The organism is Longimicrobium sp. (genome assembly GCF_035474595.1).
Lineage (GTDB): Bacteria > Gemmatimonadota > Gemmatimonadetes > Longimicrobiales > Longimicrobiaceae > Longimicrobium.
In genome coordinates, this window is record NZ_DATIND010000022.1 from 33,961 (window position 1) to 52,842 (window position 18,882).

Sequence of the window (18,882 nt, forward strand, 5' to 3'; positions counted from 1 at the left end):
ACCGTGCGAAAATGCGACTGAAGAAGTCGCGGCTACAACGGCACGCAGTCCGCCTGCGCGGACTTCATCGGTGCGGGGAGCGGCAGCGGCGCGGGGTCCGCGATGATGGCGCGGGAGCTACCTCTCCCGGTACGGGAGAGGTGGACGCCCTCGGGCGGCCGGAGAGGGCGCGATGCGGCGGCCACGCACGACGTCAGGTCAGGACTTAGGACTTAGGACTTAGCACTCAGCACTCAGCACTCAGCACTCAGCACTCAGCACTCAGCACTCAGCACTCAGCACTCAGCACTCAGCACTCAGCACTCAGCACTATGTCGCTAACCGCCCACCGCGTCCTCCCGACGCTCCACAAACGCCATCTCCCGCTCGCCTCCGCGGCCGAGCAGCGGGCGATGCTGGCGCGCGTGCCCGTGTGCGGGTTCGGCGACGCGCTGGCGGGCGCGGAGATGCTGCCGCTGCGGGCGACGGGGATCGAGATCCTGCAGCTGAACGTGGGCCGCAAGTGCAACCAGACCTGCCGCCACTGCCACGTGGACGCCGGCCCGGACCGCACGGAGATGATGCCCGACGCGGTGGTGGACCGCTGCCTGGAGATCATCGAGAGCACCGACATCCCCACCGTCGACATCACCGGCGGGGCGCCGGAGCTGCACCGCCGCTGGCGCGAGATCGTGGTCCGCGCGCGCGCCGCGGGCAAGCACGTGATGGACCGCTGCAACCTCACCATCACCCTGCTTCCCAACTACGCGTATCTCCCCGCGTTCTTCGCCGAGCACGGGGTGCACGTGGTGGCGTCGCTCCCGCACTACCGCCAGAAGAACACCGACACCCAGCGCGGCGACGGCGTGTTCGAGGAGTCGGTCACCGCGCTGCGGCGGCTGAACGCGCTGGGGTACGGGAAGCCGGGGACGGGGCTGGTGCTGGACCTGGTCACCAACCCCGTGGGCACCTTCCTGCCGGGGAACCAGAAGGCGCTCGAGGCGGAGTGGAAGCGGCAGATGCTGCGGCTGTACGGCGTGGAGTTCAACGCGCTGTACACCATCACCAACATGCCCATCTCCCGGTTCCTGCAGTTCCTGGAAGAGTCCGGCCAGCTCGGCGAGTACATGGAGCGGCTCGCCACCGCCTTCAACCCCGCCGCCGCCGCGGGGGTGATGTGCCGCAACACGCTCTCCGTGGGCTGGGACGGCACGCTCTACGACTGCGACTTCAACCAGATGCTGGAGATGCCGGTGCACCCGCGCGCTCCGCGCACGGTGTTCGACTTCGACGCCGATGCGCTGAACCGCCGCGAGATCGTGCTCGGCCCGCACTGCTTCGGCTGCACCGCCGGCGCCGGCTCCAGCTGCGGCGGCGCCACGGTGTGATCGGGGTGGATGCCGGCTTCGGTGCGGACTCCGGCTCCCTCACCGGCGGCTGAAGCCGCAGCAACAACCACGGGAAGCCTCGCAAACTGCGCGAGGCTGATCCGGTGGCGACCCGGCATCGGACGCACGATCGGCATCACGCAACGACGGCCTCGTGGGTGGTAGACACGATTGATTCCGCGCGCCATACTCTCCGCGTCTCCCCCGCTCCGCATCTCCCCCGATCCCCAACGATCATGCTCCGAACCACGCGCCTGATCGCCGCCGTGCTGCTGCCGCTGGCGATGACGATTGCGTGCGCCACCGTTCCCGCGCGCGCGGCCACCCCCCGCGCCGGCGCCGCGCCCGCGGACACGACGCAGCTTCGCCGCGCGCTGGAGGAGGTGATGCGCGGCTACCCGGGCGTGGCCGGCGTGAGCGTGCTGAACCTGGCGACGGGCGAGCACCTCTCCATCCGTGGTGACGAGACGTTCCCGACGGCGTCGCTGATCAAGGTGGCGGTGCTGGTGACGCTGATGGACGAGGTGAGGCGCGGCAACCTGCGGCTGGAGGAGCGCACGGCGATGATCGCGCGCGACCGGGTGGGCGGCTCGGGCGTGCTGCAGTACGTGCAGTCGGGGCTGCAGCCCACGCTGGGCGACCTGGCGTGGCTGATGATCACCATCTCCGACAACACCGCGACGAACCTGCTGCTCGACAAGCTCAACGTGAAGACGGTGTGGGACAAGATGGACTCGCTGTCGCTGCACCACACCCGCATCCACTCCAAGACCTTTTTGCGCTCCACCTCCATCGCGGTGGACTCGTCGGTGAAGTACGGGCTGGGTGTGACCACGCCGAACGAGACCGCGCGCCTGTTCGAGCTGCTGTACCGCGGCCGCGCGGTGTCGCCCGCGCTGGACTCGGCGGCGGTGGAGATGCTGCGCGGCAACCAGGACGCCACCAAGCTGGCCCGCTGGCTCCCCGACACCATCCCCGTGGCCCACAAGACCGGCGAGGTGGACCAGTCGCGCAACGACTGCGGCATCCTGTACGGGCCCGATGCGCCAGTCGTCGTCTGCGCCATGACGCGCGAGAACCGCGACACCTCGTACGCCCCCGACAACCCCGCCAACCTCCTCCTCGCGCGCATCGGGCTGACGGTGTTCCGACACTACAATCCGTCGGTGCGCATGCCGGATCCGCCGGGGAGATAGTGCGGAAGTGCGTGAGTGCGTGCGTGGGGACAGGTGCTGGTGCGCGGCCGCGGCATCGCGCCCTCTCCGGCCGGCCTAGGCCGTCCACCTCTCCCGTACCGGGAGAGGTAGCTTTCCCGCATCACCGGCACACGAAAGTATTAGTGTGAGCGGAGTTTGCAGGTCGTGCCGATGCTGGACAGCCCCCCTCGCCCGGAACGGGAGAGGGCGAGCGCTCTAAGGCGCGGGGAGAGGGCGGCGCGGATGCCGCGGCGACGCACCTGAGCCGTCCCGCACTTCCGCACTTCCGCACTTCCGCACTTCCGCACTTCCGTTACCCCGTCACCGGGCCCTTGAACACCCGGAACAGCCACCACAGCGCCGGCAGCAGCAGCGCCATCCCGAACGGCGTGGACCACAGCACGAAGCGCAGCGTGGCCTCGTGTGCCGCCGCGCCGTGCACCGTCACGTCCGGGTAGATGATGAACGGGTGCTGCGCGATCCCCCATCCCGCCAGGAGACAGGCCGTCTGCGCGATCGTCGCCGCGCGGGCGAGGCGCGGGCGGCGGCGCCAGAGCGCCCATCCGCTCAGCAGCGCGGCGGCCACGCCGACGGCCAGCACCGGCGCGGCGCGCGCGCTCAGCAGCCCGTGCCACAGGTGCGGCGCCTCGACGGCCAGCAGCGGCAGCATCAGCGCGCTCATCGCCACCACCGCGGTCCCGGCGGCCAGCGCGCGGCGGCGGAAGTCCTCGCGCAGCGCGCCCGCCGTCTCGTTCGCCAGGTACACGGCGGCCAGGTACGCGCACACCGCCAGCGCGAAGCCGCCCATCGCCAGCGACAGCGGCCGCAGCCACGGCGCCACGCCCTCGATCTCCACCTGCCCCCCGGCCACGCGCAGGTTGCCGGCGCTGACCGCGCCCAGGCACATCCCCAGCAGCACGGGGGTGATGACGCTGGCCGCGCCGAACACCGCTCCCCACCGCCGCGCCGCGCGCCCCGGCCGCCCGGGCCTGCGAATGCTCTGCGGCGAGTACGCGCGGAACACGAACGCCGCGCCGCGCAGGATGATTCCCAGCAGCACCAGGTGGAACGGGGCGAAGAGGGCGATGGAGAGCGCCGCGTATGCCGCGGGAAAGCAGGAGAAGAGGAGGACGACCACGAAGATCAGCCACACGTGGTTGGCCTCCCACACCGGGCCCATGGCGTGGGCGATGGCGTCGCGCTGCTCGTCGCGGCGCGGCGCGCGCGCCAGCGCGTCCCATATGCCCCCGCCGAAGTCCGCGCCCGCCAGCACCGCGTAGGCGATCAGCGCCACGAGGGCGAGCCCCGCCGCCAGGTCAGCGGGCATGCGCCACCTCCGCGTCCGCCGCCGGCTTCGTCGCGAAGGCGAGCGGCGCGCCGGTCGCCAATCTCCTCAGCAGGAGCGCCAGCGCCGTCCCCAGCACCAGGTAGAGGAGCGAGAAGCCGAAGAAGGTCGCCGCCACGCCGCCCACCGGCGTCACCCCGTCGCGCGTCAGCATCACCCCGCGGACGATCCACGGCTGGCGGCCGACCTCGGTGACGATCCATCCCGCCTCCAGCGCCACGATCCCCAGCGGCGATCCAGCGACCAGCGCGCGCAGCAGCCAGCGCCCCGGCTCGCACTTCCGCCATCGAACGAACCAGAACCAGATCCCCAGCCCGATCATCGCGAACGCGCTCCCCACCATCACGTCGAACGCGGTGTGGGTGACCAGCACGTTCGGCCACTGCTCGCGCGGGAAGTCGTTCAGCCCCTTCACCTCCCCGTCGAACCGCTCCGTCGCCAGGAAGCTGAGGAGCCTGGGGATCCTGATCGCGCCGCGGACCGTCCGCGCCTCCGCGTCCGGCACCCCGCCGACGATGATGGGCGCGCCGCGCTGCGTCTCGAAGTGCGCCTCGGCGGCGGCGAGCTTGGCGGGCTGGCTGCGGGCAATGTGCTTCGCGCTGATGTCGCCGCTCAGCGGCTGCAGGAGCGCGGCGGCGGTGCCGAGCGCCAGCGCCAGCGTGAGCCCCGCGCGGTGGTAGGCGTCGCGCCGCCCGCGCAGCATCCCCAGCGCGTACACCCCCGCGGCCGCGAAGCCGGTGGCGATGTAGCAGCTGAGCGTGGAGTGCAGCGCCATCTGCGGCCACGCGGGGCTCAGGAACGGCGCCAGCGCGTGCACGTCCACGGCCTGCCCCGCCACGAAGCGCGCGCCCGCCGGCTCCTGCATCCACGCGTTCGCCGCGACCACGAGGATGCCGGAGATCATCCCGCTCACGCCCACGCCCACGCCCGTCCACAGGTGCGCGCGGGGGGAAAGGCGGTCCCAGCCGTAGAGGTAGAGGCCCAGGAAGATGGCCTCGAGGAAGAAGGCGTAGCCCTCCAGCGCGAAGGCGGGGCCCACGATGCCGCCCGCCATCGCCATGAAGCGCGGCCACAGCAGCCCCAGCTCGAACGACAGCGCCGTCCCCGACACCGCGCCGATGGCGAAGGTGAGCGCCGTCGCCTTGGCCCACTTGCGCGCCAGGTCGCGGTACTCGGCGCGGCCGGTGCGCAGCCAGAGCGCCTCGGAGGCCGCCATCAGCGCCGGCATCCCGATCCCCAGCGCCGCGAAGACCATGTGGAACGCGAGCGAGACCTCCATCTGCGCCCGTGCCGCCGCCAGCGTCTCCATCGCCATCTCCCTCGCCCGCGTGAACCTCCGGGACCTGCGCCGTGGCCGCCAATCTCATCCAGAAGCGGAGGACGCGGTGTAGGGCAATCTACCCACGCGGCGGTCCGGCGCACGCTGAACTTCAGGGGATGGGGATCGGGTTGGAAGGAAAAACCTGGATCACACAAAAGCACGGAGACACGGAGTCACCGAGAAAGACACATGGGCCTCAGTGTCTCCGTGTGAAATTCGGTTTCCCCATCCGCCAAGGAAAACGGCACCCTCGCGCGAGAGTGCCGTTGAGACTGGAGATGGGGTCGGGAGATGGAGATCAGGCCGCTTCCGCCGTTCCGCCGAGCGCGCGGTCGATGGCCAGGTTGAACACCTCCAGCGGCTGCGCGCCGGAAACGCCGAACTTTCCCTCGAAGACGGCCAGCGGCACGCCGTTCACGCCGGAGGTGTCGGCCACCTCCTGCGTGGCGTCCACGTCGCCGGCGAAGCGGCCGGACGCCAGCATCTCGCGCACGAGCTCCGCGTCCAGCCCCGCGCGCGAGGCCACGTCCACCAGCACCTCGGGGTCGTTGATGTCGCGCCCCTCGGCGAAGTAGGCGGAGAAGAGCGCGTCGGCCACCTCCCACACGCGGCCGTGCTCCTGTGCCAGCAGCACTACGCGGTGCGCGTCACGGGTGTTGGGGGCGCGCTGGATGGATTCGAAGTCGTAGCGCAGCCCCTCGGGCGCGCCCGCGTTCGCGACGTGCGCGAACATCGGCCGGGCGCGCTCCCATCCGCCGAACTTCTTCTCCACCAGCTCGCTCCAGGCGATCCCCTCGGGCGGCAGGTTGCGCTGCAGCATGTACGGCCGCCACCGCACCGTGGCCTCGACCCCGCGCGCCTCCAGCGCCCGCTTCAGCCGCCGCTCCCCGATCCAGCACCACGGACACGCGATGTCCGCGAACAGGTCGATGATCATCTCCGCTCCCCTGGCTGTCCGGTCGCGCAATCCAGCACGAACCCGGCCACGCTGCCCCGAAACCCGGACGGACGCTCGTTTTTGATTTAGATTGGAGATGACGAAAGGAGGGTCGATGAACACGCGAATCACGATCGAGATCACCCTTGATCTGCATGAACAGATCGAGGCGGCTGCGGCTGCGGATGGAGTCTCGTCCGAAGACTGGATCCGCCACCTGATCGAGCATGACGTCTTCCTTCGCCGCTTCCGCGCCGCCCGCGCGGAAATGCTCCGTATCCTCGACGAACGCGGCATCACGGTGACCGAGGAAGAAGCGCTCGCTCTCCCACGGAAGACTTGACTGCATCGTCATTCTGAAGCTGAGGGCGCGCATGCGTTAGGCCGATGCTGGCGCGCACCCGGCGACGAGCGAGGCCCGGCATCCACGCACGATGCCGGGCCTCGCTCTGCTTGCCGGACCCAGGCTACGGCGCGGTTGGAGCCGCCGTCTTCCGCAGCTCGATGAGGCGGTAGATGGCGTCCAGAGCGGGGTCCTGGCCGGCGAAGTAGGCGCGCGCGGTGAGCTGCACCGGCACCTCGGGGCTGATCTCGCGGCGGCGGTCGCCGGGGGCGCTGAGCTGCCACCGCACCGCCGTCAGCTCGGCCTGCACGCCGCTGTAGGGAAGCGTGACGTTGATCGGATCGCCGTACAGGTTGCAGCACTCGCTGCTCGCCTCGCCCACGAAGAACGGCGATGTCAACCGCTCCAGGTCGGTGACGAAGTTCCCCGCGGCCGAGTACGTGCGCCGCCCCATCAGCACCCACACCTGCCGCCCCGGCACGCGGCTGTACGCCACCAGCGTCCGCAGCAGCTCGGGGTACAGCTGCGTCGTCCCCCCGTTGTTGTGGCGGATGTCGACGATCAGGTTCTTCGCGTGCGTCGTGTCCACCACGCCCCACAAGCGGCGGCCATACTGCGCGATCGTCTCGTCCGGCGCGTCCTTCAGGTTGTTGATCTGCACGAACAGCGCGTCGTGCCCGGGGACGGGCTGGTGCCAGAACACCTTGTCCATGTGGCTCAGGAAGAGCGGCGCGGCGACCCCCGGCGGCGCCACCAGCCGGTCCTGCCGCCCGGCGCGCGCGCTGTCGCGGGTCGGCAGCGTCACCGTCCGCGTCGGCCCTCCCGGCATCTGCACGGTCAGCCGCACCGAGTCGGTCCGCTGCGTGGCGCCGATCCCCTTCAGCCACATGGTCTCCGCGAGGTTCGACACGCCCCACAGGTACTGCATGTCGCCGTCGACGCTCACGCCCTCGCTCATCCGCCGCAGCGCCGTGTCCGCCGGCATGGACCCGAACGCGACGACGCGCGCGCCCTCCAGCGAGCGGTACGCCGAGTCGGCCTCGATGATGAACAGCCCCTCGGGAAAGGCGTAGAGGCGGATGGGGAGATAGTGGTTGTTCCGCTCCGACCAGAGGTCCACGTGGCCCTGGTGCAGCACGGCCAGCATGCGGTTCATCCCCATGAAGATCTCCTCGTCGGAGAGCCGGGGGACGTCGCGCTTCAGCTGCTCGTAGCGGCGCGTGAGCTCGGCGGGGAAGGGGACGTCGCGGTAGTCCGGGTTCACGCGCTTGGTCTCGCCGTACAGCATCTCGATGTCGCGCACCCATCCCTCGTCGCGCGACCAGCCGGTGACGTCGGGGCGGCCGATGAGGCGCAGGAACTCCGGGTCGCCCTTCAGCGCCGCGAAGCGCGAATCGTCGTACAGCGACCCGCGCAGGAACCCGTGCCGCTCCTCGATCATCCATCGCAGCGCGTCCAGCGCCCCGCGGCGGTCGCCTGCGGCCAGCCTGGCGGCGGCCATCCGGTAGCCGTTCCAGTGCTGCAGGTCCCACCCGATCAGCGGCCCCGCCCGCTCGAACGACACCGCGGCCTCGGCGTCGTGGTGAAGGTTCCGCTGCGCGAACCCCAGCAGGTACCAGTTCTCGGGATCGCGCGGATAGTCGCGGGCGAGCCGAAGGAGCAGCGGCTCGGCCTCGGCCCACTTCTGCGCGTTGAACAGCTCCCGCGCCCGCGTCTTGGCCTGGAAGTACGCCACCCCGTCCGCCGGCACCGACAGCAGCGTGAGCGGAGACTCGCCCTTCGCGGGGTCATACGTCTGCGCGCCCGCCGTCCCCGCCAGGAGCAGGGAAATGAGGGAGATGGAGAAGGTCGGCTTCAGCTTCATGTCACCGGGTCGGATGCGAGGAGATTCGACGGGAGGCGATCGGGAGGTGTGTTGGATTTCCAGCACGATGCTGGATTTCTAGCACTCACCCCCTTGCGAGTCAACCGTTCGGTGTGACGGATGCGAGGGTGTGGGACATACTGCATCTTCAGCCGCGAGGTCCACCGACCGTCACGCCTGCGCAGCATCCCGCGCGATGCCACGCAAGCGATTTTATTCCGAGGATGCGCTTGCGTCGAAGGAGTTTGCGCGAGCGAAGAATCAAGCCGACGATGAGCGAACCCCGCCGTGCGCGATCCCAGGCTTCACTTATTTCGCGAACTACCGCCGCTCGAGTGTTTTTTCGGATTGGGCTTTGTCTTCTTTGGCGGATTCCCGCTTCGGGACGGGTTTTCGGTTGATTTCTTCTGGCTAGGTGAATTCCCGCCGCTTCCCCGACCCGATCGATTGTTCAGGCTTGTAGTGCCGACGGCACGATGTTTCAGGCAGTAGAGTCTGCCCGGAAGTGCATTATCGGCACAGCCTGAGGTCGCACATTTCGGCATTGTACCCCCCCTTGCGCGATCGCCGTGGATCACCGCAACACGATTGCGAGCACGACCGACATTCCGCACATCAGCAACGATGCTGCCATCAGAAAACTTTGGGCGCACCTCAGCCAACGGGCCTTTCTCTCCACAGAGGCACGCACTCTCAAGTTGACCTCTCGCCATACACCAAATTGTTCGCCGAATAGACCAGGCATCCGCTCCGGTATCTCTTCGACTGAAAGGCTACAAATATCCAAGACCATGCGCTCTGCCTCTTGCCCAGGCACCGGGTCTTCAATCTCTCGCACACGTAGCGCGAGCACTGCAAGAGCCACCGTGAGCGCGAGCAACAAGGCCACGAGCACGAGAACCCAGCGCTCCAATGCAGGAGATGTCGCCTTCAGATCACGGATGAACGTGAAAATCCCGGCAAGGAAAATTCCGGCGATTGCTACCGTTCCTTGAGCTTTGGTCTCGAGTCCCTTCCACCGTTCAACCAGAAGGTCATACTCAGAGCGATACGATTCCAGCGCTTCCCGGAGGAGCGCGATTCGGAGATCTGCGGCAGGTTCGGGCATTTTGGTCTATCTGCCCCTAACTCTGGTCACAGGGGATGCGGCGGTGCTCCTCGCTGAAGCGCAGCGGGTGCACGGTGTCGGCGGGGATCTTCACCAGCGACTGCGGGAAGGAGGGCTGCAGCGGGCCCGGACAGCCGTCCATCAGCAGCGTGCGGCGGATCACCACGATCAGGCTGTCGTTGCGCACCCCGCTTCCGTCGATGGAGATGCGGTCCAGCGGCGTCATCCGCTTCCCGATCGCCGCGTAGACCAGCATCTCCTTCGCGAAGTCGACGCCGGCGGGCGGGGGCGGCGGGGTGCAGCCGCGCCGCTCGTTGGTCCAGAACGCATCCCATTCCATCCGGCTGTGGAAGACGATGCGGACCGGCGACGAGTAGCACTTCTCCGACCGCACCGGCGGCTGGAAGCGCGCGGAGGCCGCGATCGGCTGCGTTCCCGGCGGCAGCGGCCCGGTATCGGCCTCCCTGTCCCCCTTGCCGCACGCGGCGAGCGTCGCGACGATCGCGGTCAGGAGCGTCGAACGGGTCCCGCGGAAGGTGGGGTGGGTCACGTCGGGCTCCTGTGCGGTGTGTAGGGATGTAGATGTGACGGAGATGCCGGATTGCATCCCCGGGTGCGTAAGTCGAGGCGGCGCGCGGGGTGTCCGCGAGGGGCGTCCGGGCCGTGGCGGCATCGGCTCGTTCTCTTCCCAAAAGTGTGACGTGGGAGCATATTCCACGGGTCCCGACGCGACAAGTGCAGGGCGGAGCACCCATCCGCCAACCCGTTGTTCTTCATCGCGTTACGCAGTCAGCTTCCCGCAGCGTGAATCCCCGGCGCCGATGTCGTTCGTCCATCTCCACTGCCACTCCGAATACTCGCTCCTCGACGGCGCCAACCGCATCGGCGACCTGATCACGAGGGCCAAGGAATTCGAGCAGCCGGCCATCGCCCTGACCGACCACGGCTGCATGTTCGGCGCGTGGATCTTCCAGGAGCAGGCCAAGAAGGCCGGCATCAAGCCCATCGTGGGGATGGAGGCCTACGTGGCCCCCAACAGCCGCCACGACCGCGGCAAGGTGAAGGGCGAGAAGGGCTACTACCACCTCGTGCTGCTGGCGCGCGACTACGAGGGGTACCGGAACCTGTCGAAGCTGACGTCCATCGGCTACACCGAGGGCTTCTACGGCAAGCCGCGCATCGACCGCGAGGTGCTGGCCCGGCACTCCGAGGGGATCATCGTCACCTCCGCCTGCCTGGCCGGCGAGATCGCGCAGCACCTGATGGAGGACCGCTGGGACGCGGCGCGCGAGGCGGTGGCGTGGCACCAGGAGGTGTTCCGCGACCGGTACTACCTGGAGGTGCAGGGGCACGACAGCGAGGGGCAGGAGGAGCTGAACCGCCGCATCTTCAAGCTGGCGGAAGAGATGGGTGTGCCCATGGTGGCCACCAACGACGCGCACTTCCTGCGCGCGCACGACCACCAGGCGCACGACGTCCTCCTCTGCATCGGGCTGGGGAAGGACTTCGCCGACCCCAACCGGATGAAGTACGACGGGCAGCTGTACTTCAAGAACACCGAGGAGATGCGCGGCCGCTTCCCCGGCCGCCCCGACGTGCTGGAGAACACGCTGCGCATCGCCGACGAGTGCAACTGGAGCTACCCCAAGGGCTACCACGTTCCCGCCTTCCCCACGCAGGAGGAAGGGTACGCGACGGAGGACGAGATGCTCCGCGCCTGGGTGTGGACCGGCGCAGTCGCCCACTACGCGCCGAAGGACACGCCGGCGGACGCGGACCCCAGGACGGTGCTGCCGCAGGACGTGGTGGACCGGGTCGAGTACGAGCTGGACGTCATCACCAAGCTCGGCTATTCGGGCTACTTCCTGATCACCGCCGACTTCATCCGCTGGGCGCGCCAGCACGACATCCCCGTGGGCCCCGGCCGCGGCTCGGCGGCGGGCTCGATCGTGGCGTTCTGCATGGGGATCACGGACTGCTGCCCCATCAAGTTCGATCTGCTGTTCGAGCGCTTCCTGAACCCCGAGCGCGTGTCGATGCCCGACATCGACGTGGACTTCTGCTTCGAGCGCCGCGGCGAGGTGATCGAGTACGTGCGCGAGAAGTACGGGCGCGACGCGGTGGGCCAGATCATCACCTTCGGGACGATGAAGAGCCGCGCGGTGGTGAAGGACGTGGGCCGCACCCTGGGCTTCCTCCCGGCGGAGACCGACCGGCTCGCGAAGCTGATCCCCAACGCCCCCAACTTCTCGCTCACCGTGGCCGAGGCGCGCGAGAAGATCCCCGAGGTGAAGGAGCTGTACGAGAAGGACGAGCGCTACCGCCAGCTCCTCGACCACTCCGTCACCCTCGAGGGCCTCGCCCGCCACTCCTCGGTGCACGCGGCGGGCGTGGTGATCGCGCCGGGGCCGCTGGACGAGTACGTGCCCATCTGCACCCAGAGCACCAAGGGCTCGGGCGGCAACGGCGAGTCCATCATCGTCACCCAGTACGACATGACCTGCCTGGAAAAGGCGGGGATGTTGAAGATGGACTTCCTGGGGCTGAAGACGCTGACGGTGATCTACGACGCCGTGGTGGCCATCCGCGCCCGCCACGGCGCGCTCCGCCACCCGGCGACGGGGGAGACGTACGACCGGCCGGAAGACATTCCGCTGGACGACCCCGAGGTGTACGCCATGCTGGCGCGCGGCGGCACCGCCGGCGTGTTCCAGTTCGAAAGCCAGCTGGCGACCGAGAAGCTGCGGCAGATGAAGGCCGACCGCTTCGACGACCTGGTGGCCGCCAACGCGCTTCTCCGCCCCGGCCCGCTGGACATGGGGATGGACATGGTGTACATCCGCCGCAAGCTGGGGCAGGAGGCGGTGAAGTACCCGTTCCCCGAGCTGGAGCAGGTGCTGGAGCCCACCTACGGCGTGATCGTGTACCAGGAGCAGGTGATGCGCATCGCGCAGATCCTCTCCGGCTTCTCGCTGGCCGAGGCCGACGTGCTCCGCAAGGCGGTGGGAAAGAAGGACGCCGAGCTGATCGCCAAGGAGCTCGGCAAGTTCGTGGAGAAGGCCGTCGCGAAAGGGCATGATCGCCACGCAATACAAGATCTCTCGGACCAGATCGAAGCCTTTGGTAGGTATGGCTTTAACAAGTCACATAGCGCCGCTTATTCGCTGGTCGCCTACCAGACGGCGTGGCTGAAGTGCCACTACCCGGCCGAGTTCATGGCGGCCCTGATGTCGTCCGTGGTGGACAAGACCGACGACGTGGTGGCGTACATCGCGCACTGCCGCGAGATGCACCGCTACCTCCCGCGCATCCCGCGCGAGGGGATCGAGGTGCTGGCGCCGCATGTGAACGAATCCAACTGGAAGTTCACCGTGGTGGGCCCCGGCGTGGGGCAGATCCGCTTCGGGCTGGGCGCCATCCGCGGCGTGGGCGAGGGCGCGGTGCGCTCCATCCTGGCCGCGCGCGAGGCCGAGGGGCACTTCAAGAGCCTGTTCGACTTCCTCGTCCGCATCGACCTGCGGCTGTGCAACAAGCGCGTGCTCGAGGCGCTGATCTGCGCCGGCGCGGCCGACGGCTTCGACGACGGGAGCGGGCGCAGCCAGCTGCTGGCCGGGCTGGACGCGGCGTTCAACAACGCGCAGGCGGTGCAGAAGGAGCGCGACAGCGCGCAGGACTCGCTCTTCGGCGACTTCGGCGGCGCGGGCGGCACCGCGCTGGTGCAGGCGCCGCCACTGCCGAAGGTGGAGAAGTGGACCGAGAGCGAGCGGCTGACGCGCGAGAAGGAGATCCTGGGCTTCTTCATCTCCGGCCACCCGCTGAACCGCTTCCGCGAGGACGTGGCGCTGTTCGAGGGACACACCAACACCGTCACGCTCAAGTCCAAGCGCGACCAGAAGGTGGAGCTGGCCTGCGTGGTCACCGAGGCGGCGCGGCAGATCAGCAAGAAGGACGGGAGCGAGTGGGGGCGCGTGACCGTGGAGGACTTCCACGGCACGGCCACGATCCTGGCCTTCGGCGACAGCTGGGCGAAGTACAAGGAGGTGCTGAAGCAGGACGCGGCCGTGGTCGTCCGCGGCGCGGTCAGCAGCCGCGAGCGCGACGAGGAGGACCCGCCGATGTTCCTGGACAGCGCCATTCCGCTGGAGCGCGTGCGCGAGAGCGGCGAGGTAGGGGTGGTGATCGAGCTCGGCTCCGCCGGCCCCGACGCGAAGGCGATCGACGGCGCGAAGAGCCTCCTGGCGGCGTACGCGGGCGAGGGCCCCGTCTTCGTGCTGTGGAAGAACGGCGGGGGCGAGGGCGAGGCGCCGCGGCTGAAGTCGAAGTCGCTGAAGGTGGCCCCGCGCGACGAGCTTCTGACTGCGCTGCGCGACGCGCTGGGCGACGACCGCGTGCGCCTGCACCGCGATCCGCCCGCGCTGGGCTCCGTCCCCCAGCGCGACGAGCCGTGGCGCAACCGCCGCCAGAAGGCCGGCGCCGGCGCGGAGGAATAGTCCCCGAATCCGCGGATCGGTAGCCCGAACCGCTGTCTCTGGTGTATCTTACCTGATCCCCCCATATCTTCTGGGGGGATTCGGCTGCGCGGAGGGCTCGTTTGCTCCACCGCGATTTCGACGGGTCGTGTGCTTCGCGCGCTGGCGCGGGGCCTTTGGGGATACGGATTTGGCTACGGTCGCACACCTGGATTTCGAGCGCGCCATCGCGGAGGTCGAGGAGCAGATCGACTCGCTCCGCGGGCTGGCGCGCGAGCGCGGGCTGGACGTGAGCACCGAGCTGCGCTCGCTGGAGCGCAAGCTGCACGGGCTGAAGCAGGACACCTTCCGCAACCTCTCGCCCATCGAGCGGGTGCAGGTCGCCCGCCATCCGCGCCGGCCGTACACGCTGGACTACGTGGAGATGATCTTCACGGACTGGGTGGAGCTGCACGGCGACCGCCAGTTCCGCGACGACGCCAGCATCGTGGCCGGCTGGGCGCGCCTGGGCGGCGAGACGGTGATGCTGATCGGGCAGCAGAAGGGCCGCGACATGAAGGAGAACCTGCGGCGCAACTTCGGGATGCCGCACCCCGAGGGCTACCGCAAGGCGCTGCGGTTCATGAAATTGGCTGAGAAGTTCGGCCGTCCCGTGGTCACCCTCATCGACACTCCGGGGGCGTATCCCGGCATCGGCGCCGAGGAGCGCGGGCAGGCCGAGGCCATCGCCCGCAACCTGCGCGAGATGTCGGCGCTGAAGGTGCCCACCGTGGCCGTCGTCATCGGCGAGGGCGGGTCGGGGGGCGCGCTGGCCATCGGCGTGGCGGACCGCGTGCTGATGCTGGAGAACAGCGTGTACTCGGTCATCAGCCCCGAGGGGTGCGCCGCCATCCTGTGGAAGGACGGCGCCCAGCGCGACAAGGCCGCCAGGGCCATGAAGATGACGGCCGAGGACCTGAGCGAGCTGGCCGTCATCGACGACATCATCCCCGAGCCCGCGGGCGGGGCGCATTCGGACTGGGAGGCCACCGGCGCGCGGCTGAAGGAGGTGCTGCAGAAGCACCTGGCCGAGCTGGGGGCGATGGAGACGGACGCGCTGCTGCAGGCGCGGCTGGACAAGTTCATGGGGATGGGGCAGTGGCGAACCGGCCGCTGACCCTCCCGTTCCCGATAGATCGTTCCAACTGACCGTTCCCGCGGCCCGGCCGCGAGGACATAGATGAGGAGGGAGCGGTGAGCCTCGAGCTTCCCGTGATCCAGCCTCTTTCATCCCCCGACGCGGAGACCGGCTTCCTGGTGGAAGTGGGCTTCAAGGGGATGCGAAAGGCTTTCTTCACGTCGCCCGACGTGACTTTGCGCGCGAACGAGTGGGTGCTGGTGGAGGTGGAGCGCGGCCGCGACGTGGGCCGCGTGAAGAGCGTGGGCGGGGTGGCGCGCAAGAAGTGCGGCAGCGCCCCCGGCGACGTCACCCCCATCCTGCGCCGCGCCGACGACGCGGAGGTGCACCAGCTGTACGCCCTGCGCGCCGACGAGGAGCGCGTGCGCCGCCGCACGCGCGAGCTGGTGGAGCAGCACGGGCTGAAGATGAAGGTCAGCGACGCCGAGTGGCAGTGGGACCGCAACAAGCTGGTCATCTACTTCACCGCCGAGCGCCGCGTGGACTTTCGCCAGCTGGTGCGCGACCTGGCGCGCACCTTCCGCACCCGCATCGAGCTGAAGCAGATCGGCGTCCGCGACGAAGCCGCGCAGCTGGGCGGGGTGGGCCGCTGCGGCCGCCAGCTCTGCTGCGCCACCTGGCTGCGCGAGATCAAGCCCATCTCTCTGCAACTCGCAAAAGATCAGAATCTTTCCCTCAATCCGCAGCAGATCTCCGGCACCTGCGGCCGGCTGATGTGCTGCCTGACGTACGAGCACGACGCCTATCTCGCGGCGCGCAAGCGCTTCCCGCGCGAGGGGAAGACGCTGCGCACCGTGGTGGGCGCGGAAAAGGTCGTGGCGATCGACATCTTCCGGAACCTGGTGACGCTGCAGGACGAGAACCGCCAGCGCCGCGTGATCCCGCTCGACCAGCTGAAGGCCGAGACCGTCGCCGTGCCTGCCGGCGAGCGCCCGGCCGCCGCGCCGCCCGCGCCCGAGGCGCGTCCCGATCTCCCCACGCCGCAGTCGCCGCAGCGGCCGCCGCGCCGCCCGCGCCGCGCCCCGGAGCGGAGGCCGGAATGAGCCGCCGGTTCTACCTCACCACGGCCATCGACTACGCGAACGGCGACCCGCATCAGGGGCACGCGTACGAGAAGATCGGCGCCGACGCCATCGCCCGGTACCACCGGCTGCGCGGCGACGAGGTGCGGTTCTGCATGGGGATGGACGAGCACGGGCAGAAGGTGGCCCAGGCGGCGGCCGCGAACGGGATCCCGCCGCAGGAGCAGGTGGACCGCATCGCCGCGCGCTTCGAGGCGATGTGGAGCAAGCTGGAGATCAGCAACGACCGCTGGATCCGCACCACGCAGCCGCACCACAGGGCCGGCGTGAAGGCGCTGATCGAGCGCATCCACCAGCGCAGCCCCGACGACTTCTACGAGCAGACGTACGAGGGGTGGTACTGCGTGGGGTGCGAGCTGTTCAAGCGCGAGGGCGAGATCGTGGACGGGCGCTGCGTCCTCCATCCCACCCGCGAGCTGCAGTGGACGGAGGAGCGCAACTGGTTCTTCCGTTTGACGAAGTACCAGGATTTCCTGCGGAAGCACTTCGAGACGCATCCGGACTTCCTGCGCCCCGAATCGCGCCGCAACGAGATGCTGGCGCTGCTGGATTCGGGGCTGGAAGACATCTCCATCACCCGCGCGCGGCTCTCGTGGGCCATCCCCTTCCCCGTCGCCTCGGCCAGCGGCGAGACGCAGGGGACGTGGGTGTGGTTCGACGCGCTGCCGAACTACCTGACCGACACCGGCTTTCCCGACGGCGACTGGGAGGCGTGGTGGCCGGCGCAGCTGCACGTCGTCGGCAAGGACATCGTGCGGCTGCACGCCGTCATCTGGCCGGCGATGCTCCAGGCGGCGGGGCTGCCGCTCCCGGAGCACGTGTGGGGGCACGGCTTCGTGCTGCTGGGCGGCGAGCGCTTCAGCAAGTCCAGCGGCGTGGGGCTGGACCTGAACGAGGCGATCGACCGCTACGGCCCCGATGCGTTCCGCTACTTCCTGCTGCGCGAGGTGCCGTGGGACAGCGACGGCAACTTCAGCTGGGAGCGCTTCGCCGAGCGCTACACCGCCGAGCTGGCGAACGGCGTGGGGAACCTGGCCAGCCGCACGCTGTCGATGGTGGCCAGGTACCGCGACGGGGAGACCCCCGTGGTCGACGTCCGCGCCGACGCCGCGGTGGACGAGGCGCTGGCGGCGTACCGCGCGGAGATGGACGCGCTCCTGCTGCACCGCGCCACCGAGGCGGCGATGGGGCTGGTGCGCCACGCCAACGCCTTCGTGGCCGAGACGCAGCCGTGGGCCATGGCGAAGGAGCCCGGCCGCGCGGGCGAGCTGGACGCCACGCTGAACGCCATGGTGCGCTATGTGGCGCTCGTCTCCGTGCTCCTCTTCCCCTTCATGCCGGAGAAGATGGGCCAGCTCTGGCGCCGCGTGGCCGGCGAGCGCCCCATGCCGCTGATCGACGAGCTGCCGCTGGTGGACGTCTCCGGCTGGCGCGTGACCGCCGGCGACCCGCTCTTCCCCCGCCCGGAGCCGGCCAGGGCAATGGCGTGAGCGGCTTGCGCTGAAAGTGAGTGGAAGGTACAATGTGCCTCCCTCACTTTCGAGCCGAGCCATGTACTCCTTCGTCGCGGCAACGCGCCCACGGTCCGTGCAGGCGAAAAAGACCCTGCACTACAAGAACGAGATCGTCCGTGCCTTCCAGCGGTACGTCCCCACCCCCAGGCAGCTGGACGGGCCGCTGTACGGCGTGGTGTACTATTTCCACAACGTTCCCACCGACACGGACGCCGACAACATCAGCAAGCCGGTATGGGACTCGCTGGAGGGGATGGCGTTCGCGAACGACCGCCACGTGAAGCTGCGGGTCGCGGGGATCCACGACCTGTCGCAGGCGGGACTCGAGCGGCTCGACCTGAGCGGGGTGCCGGAAGACCTCGCGCGTGACCTGGACGAGCTCGTCGGCTCGGAGGATCATATCCTCTACGTCGAGGTAGGAAGGCTTCACGAGTCGATGTACCGCTTCAGCTGCGAGGTTTAGCCAGCCCATGCAGATCCGTAGCGACATCATGAGGCGGCACCTGGAACAGGCCGCGATCGAGCAACTCACCGCCGAGTACCTGGACAAGGGGTACGCGGTCGTTCCCGCGCCCGAGAACGGCGGCGGCGACGCCGACCTGGTGATGCGGCGCGGCGATGAGAGCATCTACTTCGAGCTCAGCTCGCAGCCGCCGTCGCCGGAACGGCGCGCGCGGCTTTCGCGGGTGCACCGGCACGTGCGGTCGCGGAAGAATGCCCGGCTGCAACTGGTGATCGTGCGCAGTCCGGAGCCACCCGAGATCGGTGTCGAGGAGTTCGAGAGCCGGCTCCTGCGCCTGTGCGCCGAGCGTGCCGACGTTCTGGGTTTCGCGGCCACCGGCTACTCCGCGCACCCGAAGCGCCTGACGGACGTTCGCTTCGACGCAATCAAGGTCAAACGCGACGGAATCGGCGTCGAGGGCATGGCGGCTGGACAGTTCGAGCTGGTGTGCGAAGGTTCGTGCGCGTTCACGGACTGGTTCACCCTGCATTTCCACCTCACGCTCGATCACGATCTGGAGATCGCGTCCGTCGAATCGCTGTCGGCCGACGTGTCGGGGTATGTGGACGCCGGATAGGCATCGTTGCCGATCGGGCAGGAGAGACGAAGGGGATCGGCGGGGGTGCCGGTCCCCTTCGCGCTTCCTCCAGCATCGTT

15 protein-coding genes are annotated in these 18,882 nt (G+C 69.0%); 9 read left to right on the forward strand and 6 right to left on the reverse strand.

The genetic code is table 11. The features are described from left to right. The first annotated feature begins 311 nt into the window (after positions 1-311). Complete coding sequence (gene arsS, locus VLK66_RS03440) at positions 312-1,367, forward strand: arsenosugar biosynthesis radical SAM (seleno)protein ArsS (RefSeq protein ID WP_325307948.1); 1,056 nt, start codon at positions 312-314, stop codon at positions 1,365-1,367. A gap of 236 nt (positions 1,368-1,603) precedes the next feature. After that, positions 1,604-2,563, forward strand: coding sequence for a serine hydrolase (locus VLK66_RS03445; RefSeq protein WP_325307950.1), 960 nt, complete (start codon positions 1,604-1,606; stop codon positions 2,561-2,563). 313 nt (positions 2,564-2,876) lie between these two features. On the opposite strand, the gene VLK66_RS03450 is transcribed toward VLK66_RS03445, so the two are convergent. The 3 genes from VLK66_RS03450 to VLK66_RS03460 form a co-directional block, all read right to left on the reverse strand. Further along, the gene (locus VLK66_RS03450; RefSeq protein ID WP_325307951.1) at positions 2,877-3,890 is read right to left on the reverse strand and encodes a cytochrome d ubiquinol oxidase subunit II; all 1,014 of its coding nucleotides are present in this window, start codon (positions 3,888-3,890) and stop codon (positions 2,877-2,879) included. Continuing rightward, entirely contained in the window at positions 3,880-5,223 is a 1,344-nt protein-coding gene (locus tag VLK66_RS03455; protein ID WP_325307952.1) for a cytochrome ubiquinol oxidase subunit I, read from the reverse strand. The genes VLK66_RS03450 and VLK66_RS03455 overlap by 11 nt, the downstream gene beginning before the upstream one ends. A gap of 304 nt (positions 5,224-5,527) precedes the next feature. Beyond that, positions 5,528-6,166 carry a DsbA family oxidoreductase gene (locus tag VLK66_RS03460; protein WP_325307953.1) on the reverse strand — a complete coding sequence of 213 codons (639 nt, stop codon included), beginning with the start codon at positions 6,164-6,166 and terminating at the stop codon, positions 5,528-5,530. 115 nt (positions 6,167-6,281) lie between these two features. Here VLK66_RS03460 and VLK66_RS03465 point away from each other — a divergent pair, with 115 nt between their 5' ends. Beyond that, positions 6,282-6,509 (forward strand): hypothetical protein, encoded by a 228-nt coding sequence (locus VLK66_RS03465; protein ID WP_325307954.1) that lies wholly within the window; start codon positions 6,282-6,284, stop codon positions 6,507-6,509. A gap of 124 nt (positions 6,510-6,633) precedes the next feature. Here the strand turns inward: VLK66_RS03465 and VLK66_RS03470 are convergent, their stop codons facing one another. The 3 genes from VLK66_RS03470 to VLK66_RS03480 form a co-directional block, all read right to left on the reverse strand. Then, positions 6,634-8,373 (reverse strand): hypothetical protein, encoded by a 1,740-nt coding sequence (locus VLK66_RS03470; protein WP_325307956.1) that lies wholly within the window; start codon positions 8,371-8,373, stop codon positions 6,634-6,636. Between the two features lie 574 nt (positions 8,374-8,947). Then, positions 8,948-9,481: a hypothetical protein gene (locus tag VLK66_RS03475; protein ID WP_325307958.1), complete on the reverse strand. Its 534-nt coding sequence runs from the start codon at positions 9,479-9,481 to the stop codon at positions 8,948-8,950. Positions 9,482-9,497: 16 nt separating this feature from the next. Beyond that, positions 9,498-10,031 (reverse strand): hypothetical protein, encoded by a 534-nt coding sequence (locus VLK66_RS03480; RefSeq protein ID WP_325307959.1) that lies wholly within the window; start codon positions 10,029-10,031, stop codon positions 9,498-9,500. Positions 10,032-10,302: 271 nt separating this feature from the next. Here VLK66_RS03480 and dnaE point away from each other — a divergent pair, with 271 nt between their 5' ends. From dnaE to VLK66_RS03510, 6 genes are all read left to right on the forward strand, one after another. Next, positions 10,303-13,971: a DNA polymerase III subunit alpha gene (dnaE, locus tag VLK66_RS03485; protein WP_325307960.1), complete on the forward strand. Its 3,669-nt coding sequence runs from the start codon at positions 10,303-10,305 to the stop codon at positions 13,969-13,971. 169 nt (positions 13,972-14,140) lie between these two features. Then, positions 14,141-15,106 carry an acetyl-CoA carboxylase carboxyltransferase subunit alpha gene (locus VLK66_RS03490; protein ID WP_325307961.1) on the forward strand — a complete coding sequence of 322 codons (966 nt, stop codon included), beginning with the start codon at positions 14,141-14,143 and terminating at the stop codon, positions 15,104-15,106. 77 nt (positions 15,107-15,183) lie between these two features. Next, on the forward strand, positions 15,184-16,170 hold the full coding sequence (locus VLK66_RS03495) for a regulatory iron-sulfur-containing complex subunit RicT (protein WP_325307963.1): 987 nt from the start codon (positions 15,184-15,186) through the stop codon (positions 16,168-16,170). Next, positions 16,167-17,699 (forward strand): methionine--tRNA ligase, encoded by a 1,533-nt coding sequence (gene metG, locus VLK66_RS03500; protein WP_325307964.1) that lies wholly within the window; start codon positions 16,167-16,169, stop codon positions 17,697-17,699. Before VLK66_RS03495 ends, metG begins: the two co-directional genes overlap by 4 nt. 34 nt (positions 17,700-17,733) lie before the next feature. After that, entirely contained in the window at positions 17,734-18,186 is a 453-nt protein-coding gene (locus VLK66_RS03505) for a RusA family crossover junction endodeoxyribonuclease (RefSeq protein ID WP_325307966.1), read from the forward strand. A 7-nt stretch (positions 18,187-18,193) separates the two neighbouring features. Then, complete coding sequence (locus VLK66_RS03510; RefSeq protein WP_325307968.1) at positions 18,194-18,802, forward strand: hypothetical protein; 609 nt, start codon at positions 18,194-18,196, stop codon at positions 18,800-18,802. The last annotated feature ends 80 nt before the right edge of the window (positions 18,803-18,882 follow it).

Coding starts and splice junctions, on each gene's coding strand:
- arsS (WP_325307948.1), top strand. CDS start 312: ATGTCGCTAACCGCCCACCGCGTCCTCCCGACGCTCCACAAACGCCAT.
- VLK66_RS03445 (WP_325307950.1), top strand. CDS start 1,604: ATGCTCCGAACCACGCGCCTGATCGCCGCCGTGCTGCTGCCGCTGGCG.
- VLK66_RS03450 (WP_325307951.1), bottom strand. CDS start 3,890: ATGCCCGCTGACCTGGCGGCGGGGCTCGCCCTCGTGGCGCTGATCGCC.
- VLK66_RS03455 (WP_325307952.1), bottom strand. CDS start 5,223: ATGGCGATGGAGACGCTGGCGGCGGCACGGGCGCAGATGGAGGTCTCG.
- VLK66_RS03460 (WP_325307953.1), bottom strand. CDS start 6,166: ATGATCATCGACCTGTTCGCGGACATCGCGTGTCCGTGGTGCTGGATC.
- VLK66_RS03465 (WP_325307954.1), top strand. CDS start 6,282: ATGAACACGCGAATCACGATCGAGATCACCCTTGATCTGCATGAACAG.
- VLK66_RS03470 (WP_325307956.1), bottom strand. CDS start 8,373: ATGAAGCTGAAGCCGACCTTCTCCATCTCCCTCATTTCCCTGCTCCTG.
- VLK66_RS03475 (WP_325307958.1), bottom strand. CDS start 9,481: ATGCCCGAACCTGCCGCAGATCTCCGAATCGCGCTCCTCCGGGAAGCG.
- dnaE (WP_325307960.1), top strand. CDS start 10,303: ATGTCGTTCGTCCATCTCCACTGCCACTCCGAATACTCGCTCCTCGAC.
- metG (WP_325307964.1), top strand. CDS start 16,167: ATGAGCCGCCGGTTCTACCTCACCACGGCCATCGACTACGCGAACGGC.
- VLK66_RS03510 (WP_325307968.1), top strand. CDS start 18,194: ATGCAGATCCGTAGCGACATCATGAGGCGGCACCTGGAACAGGCCGCG.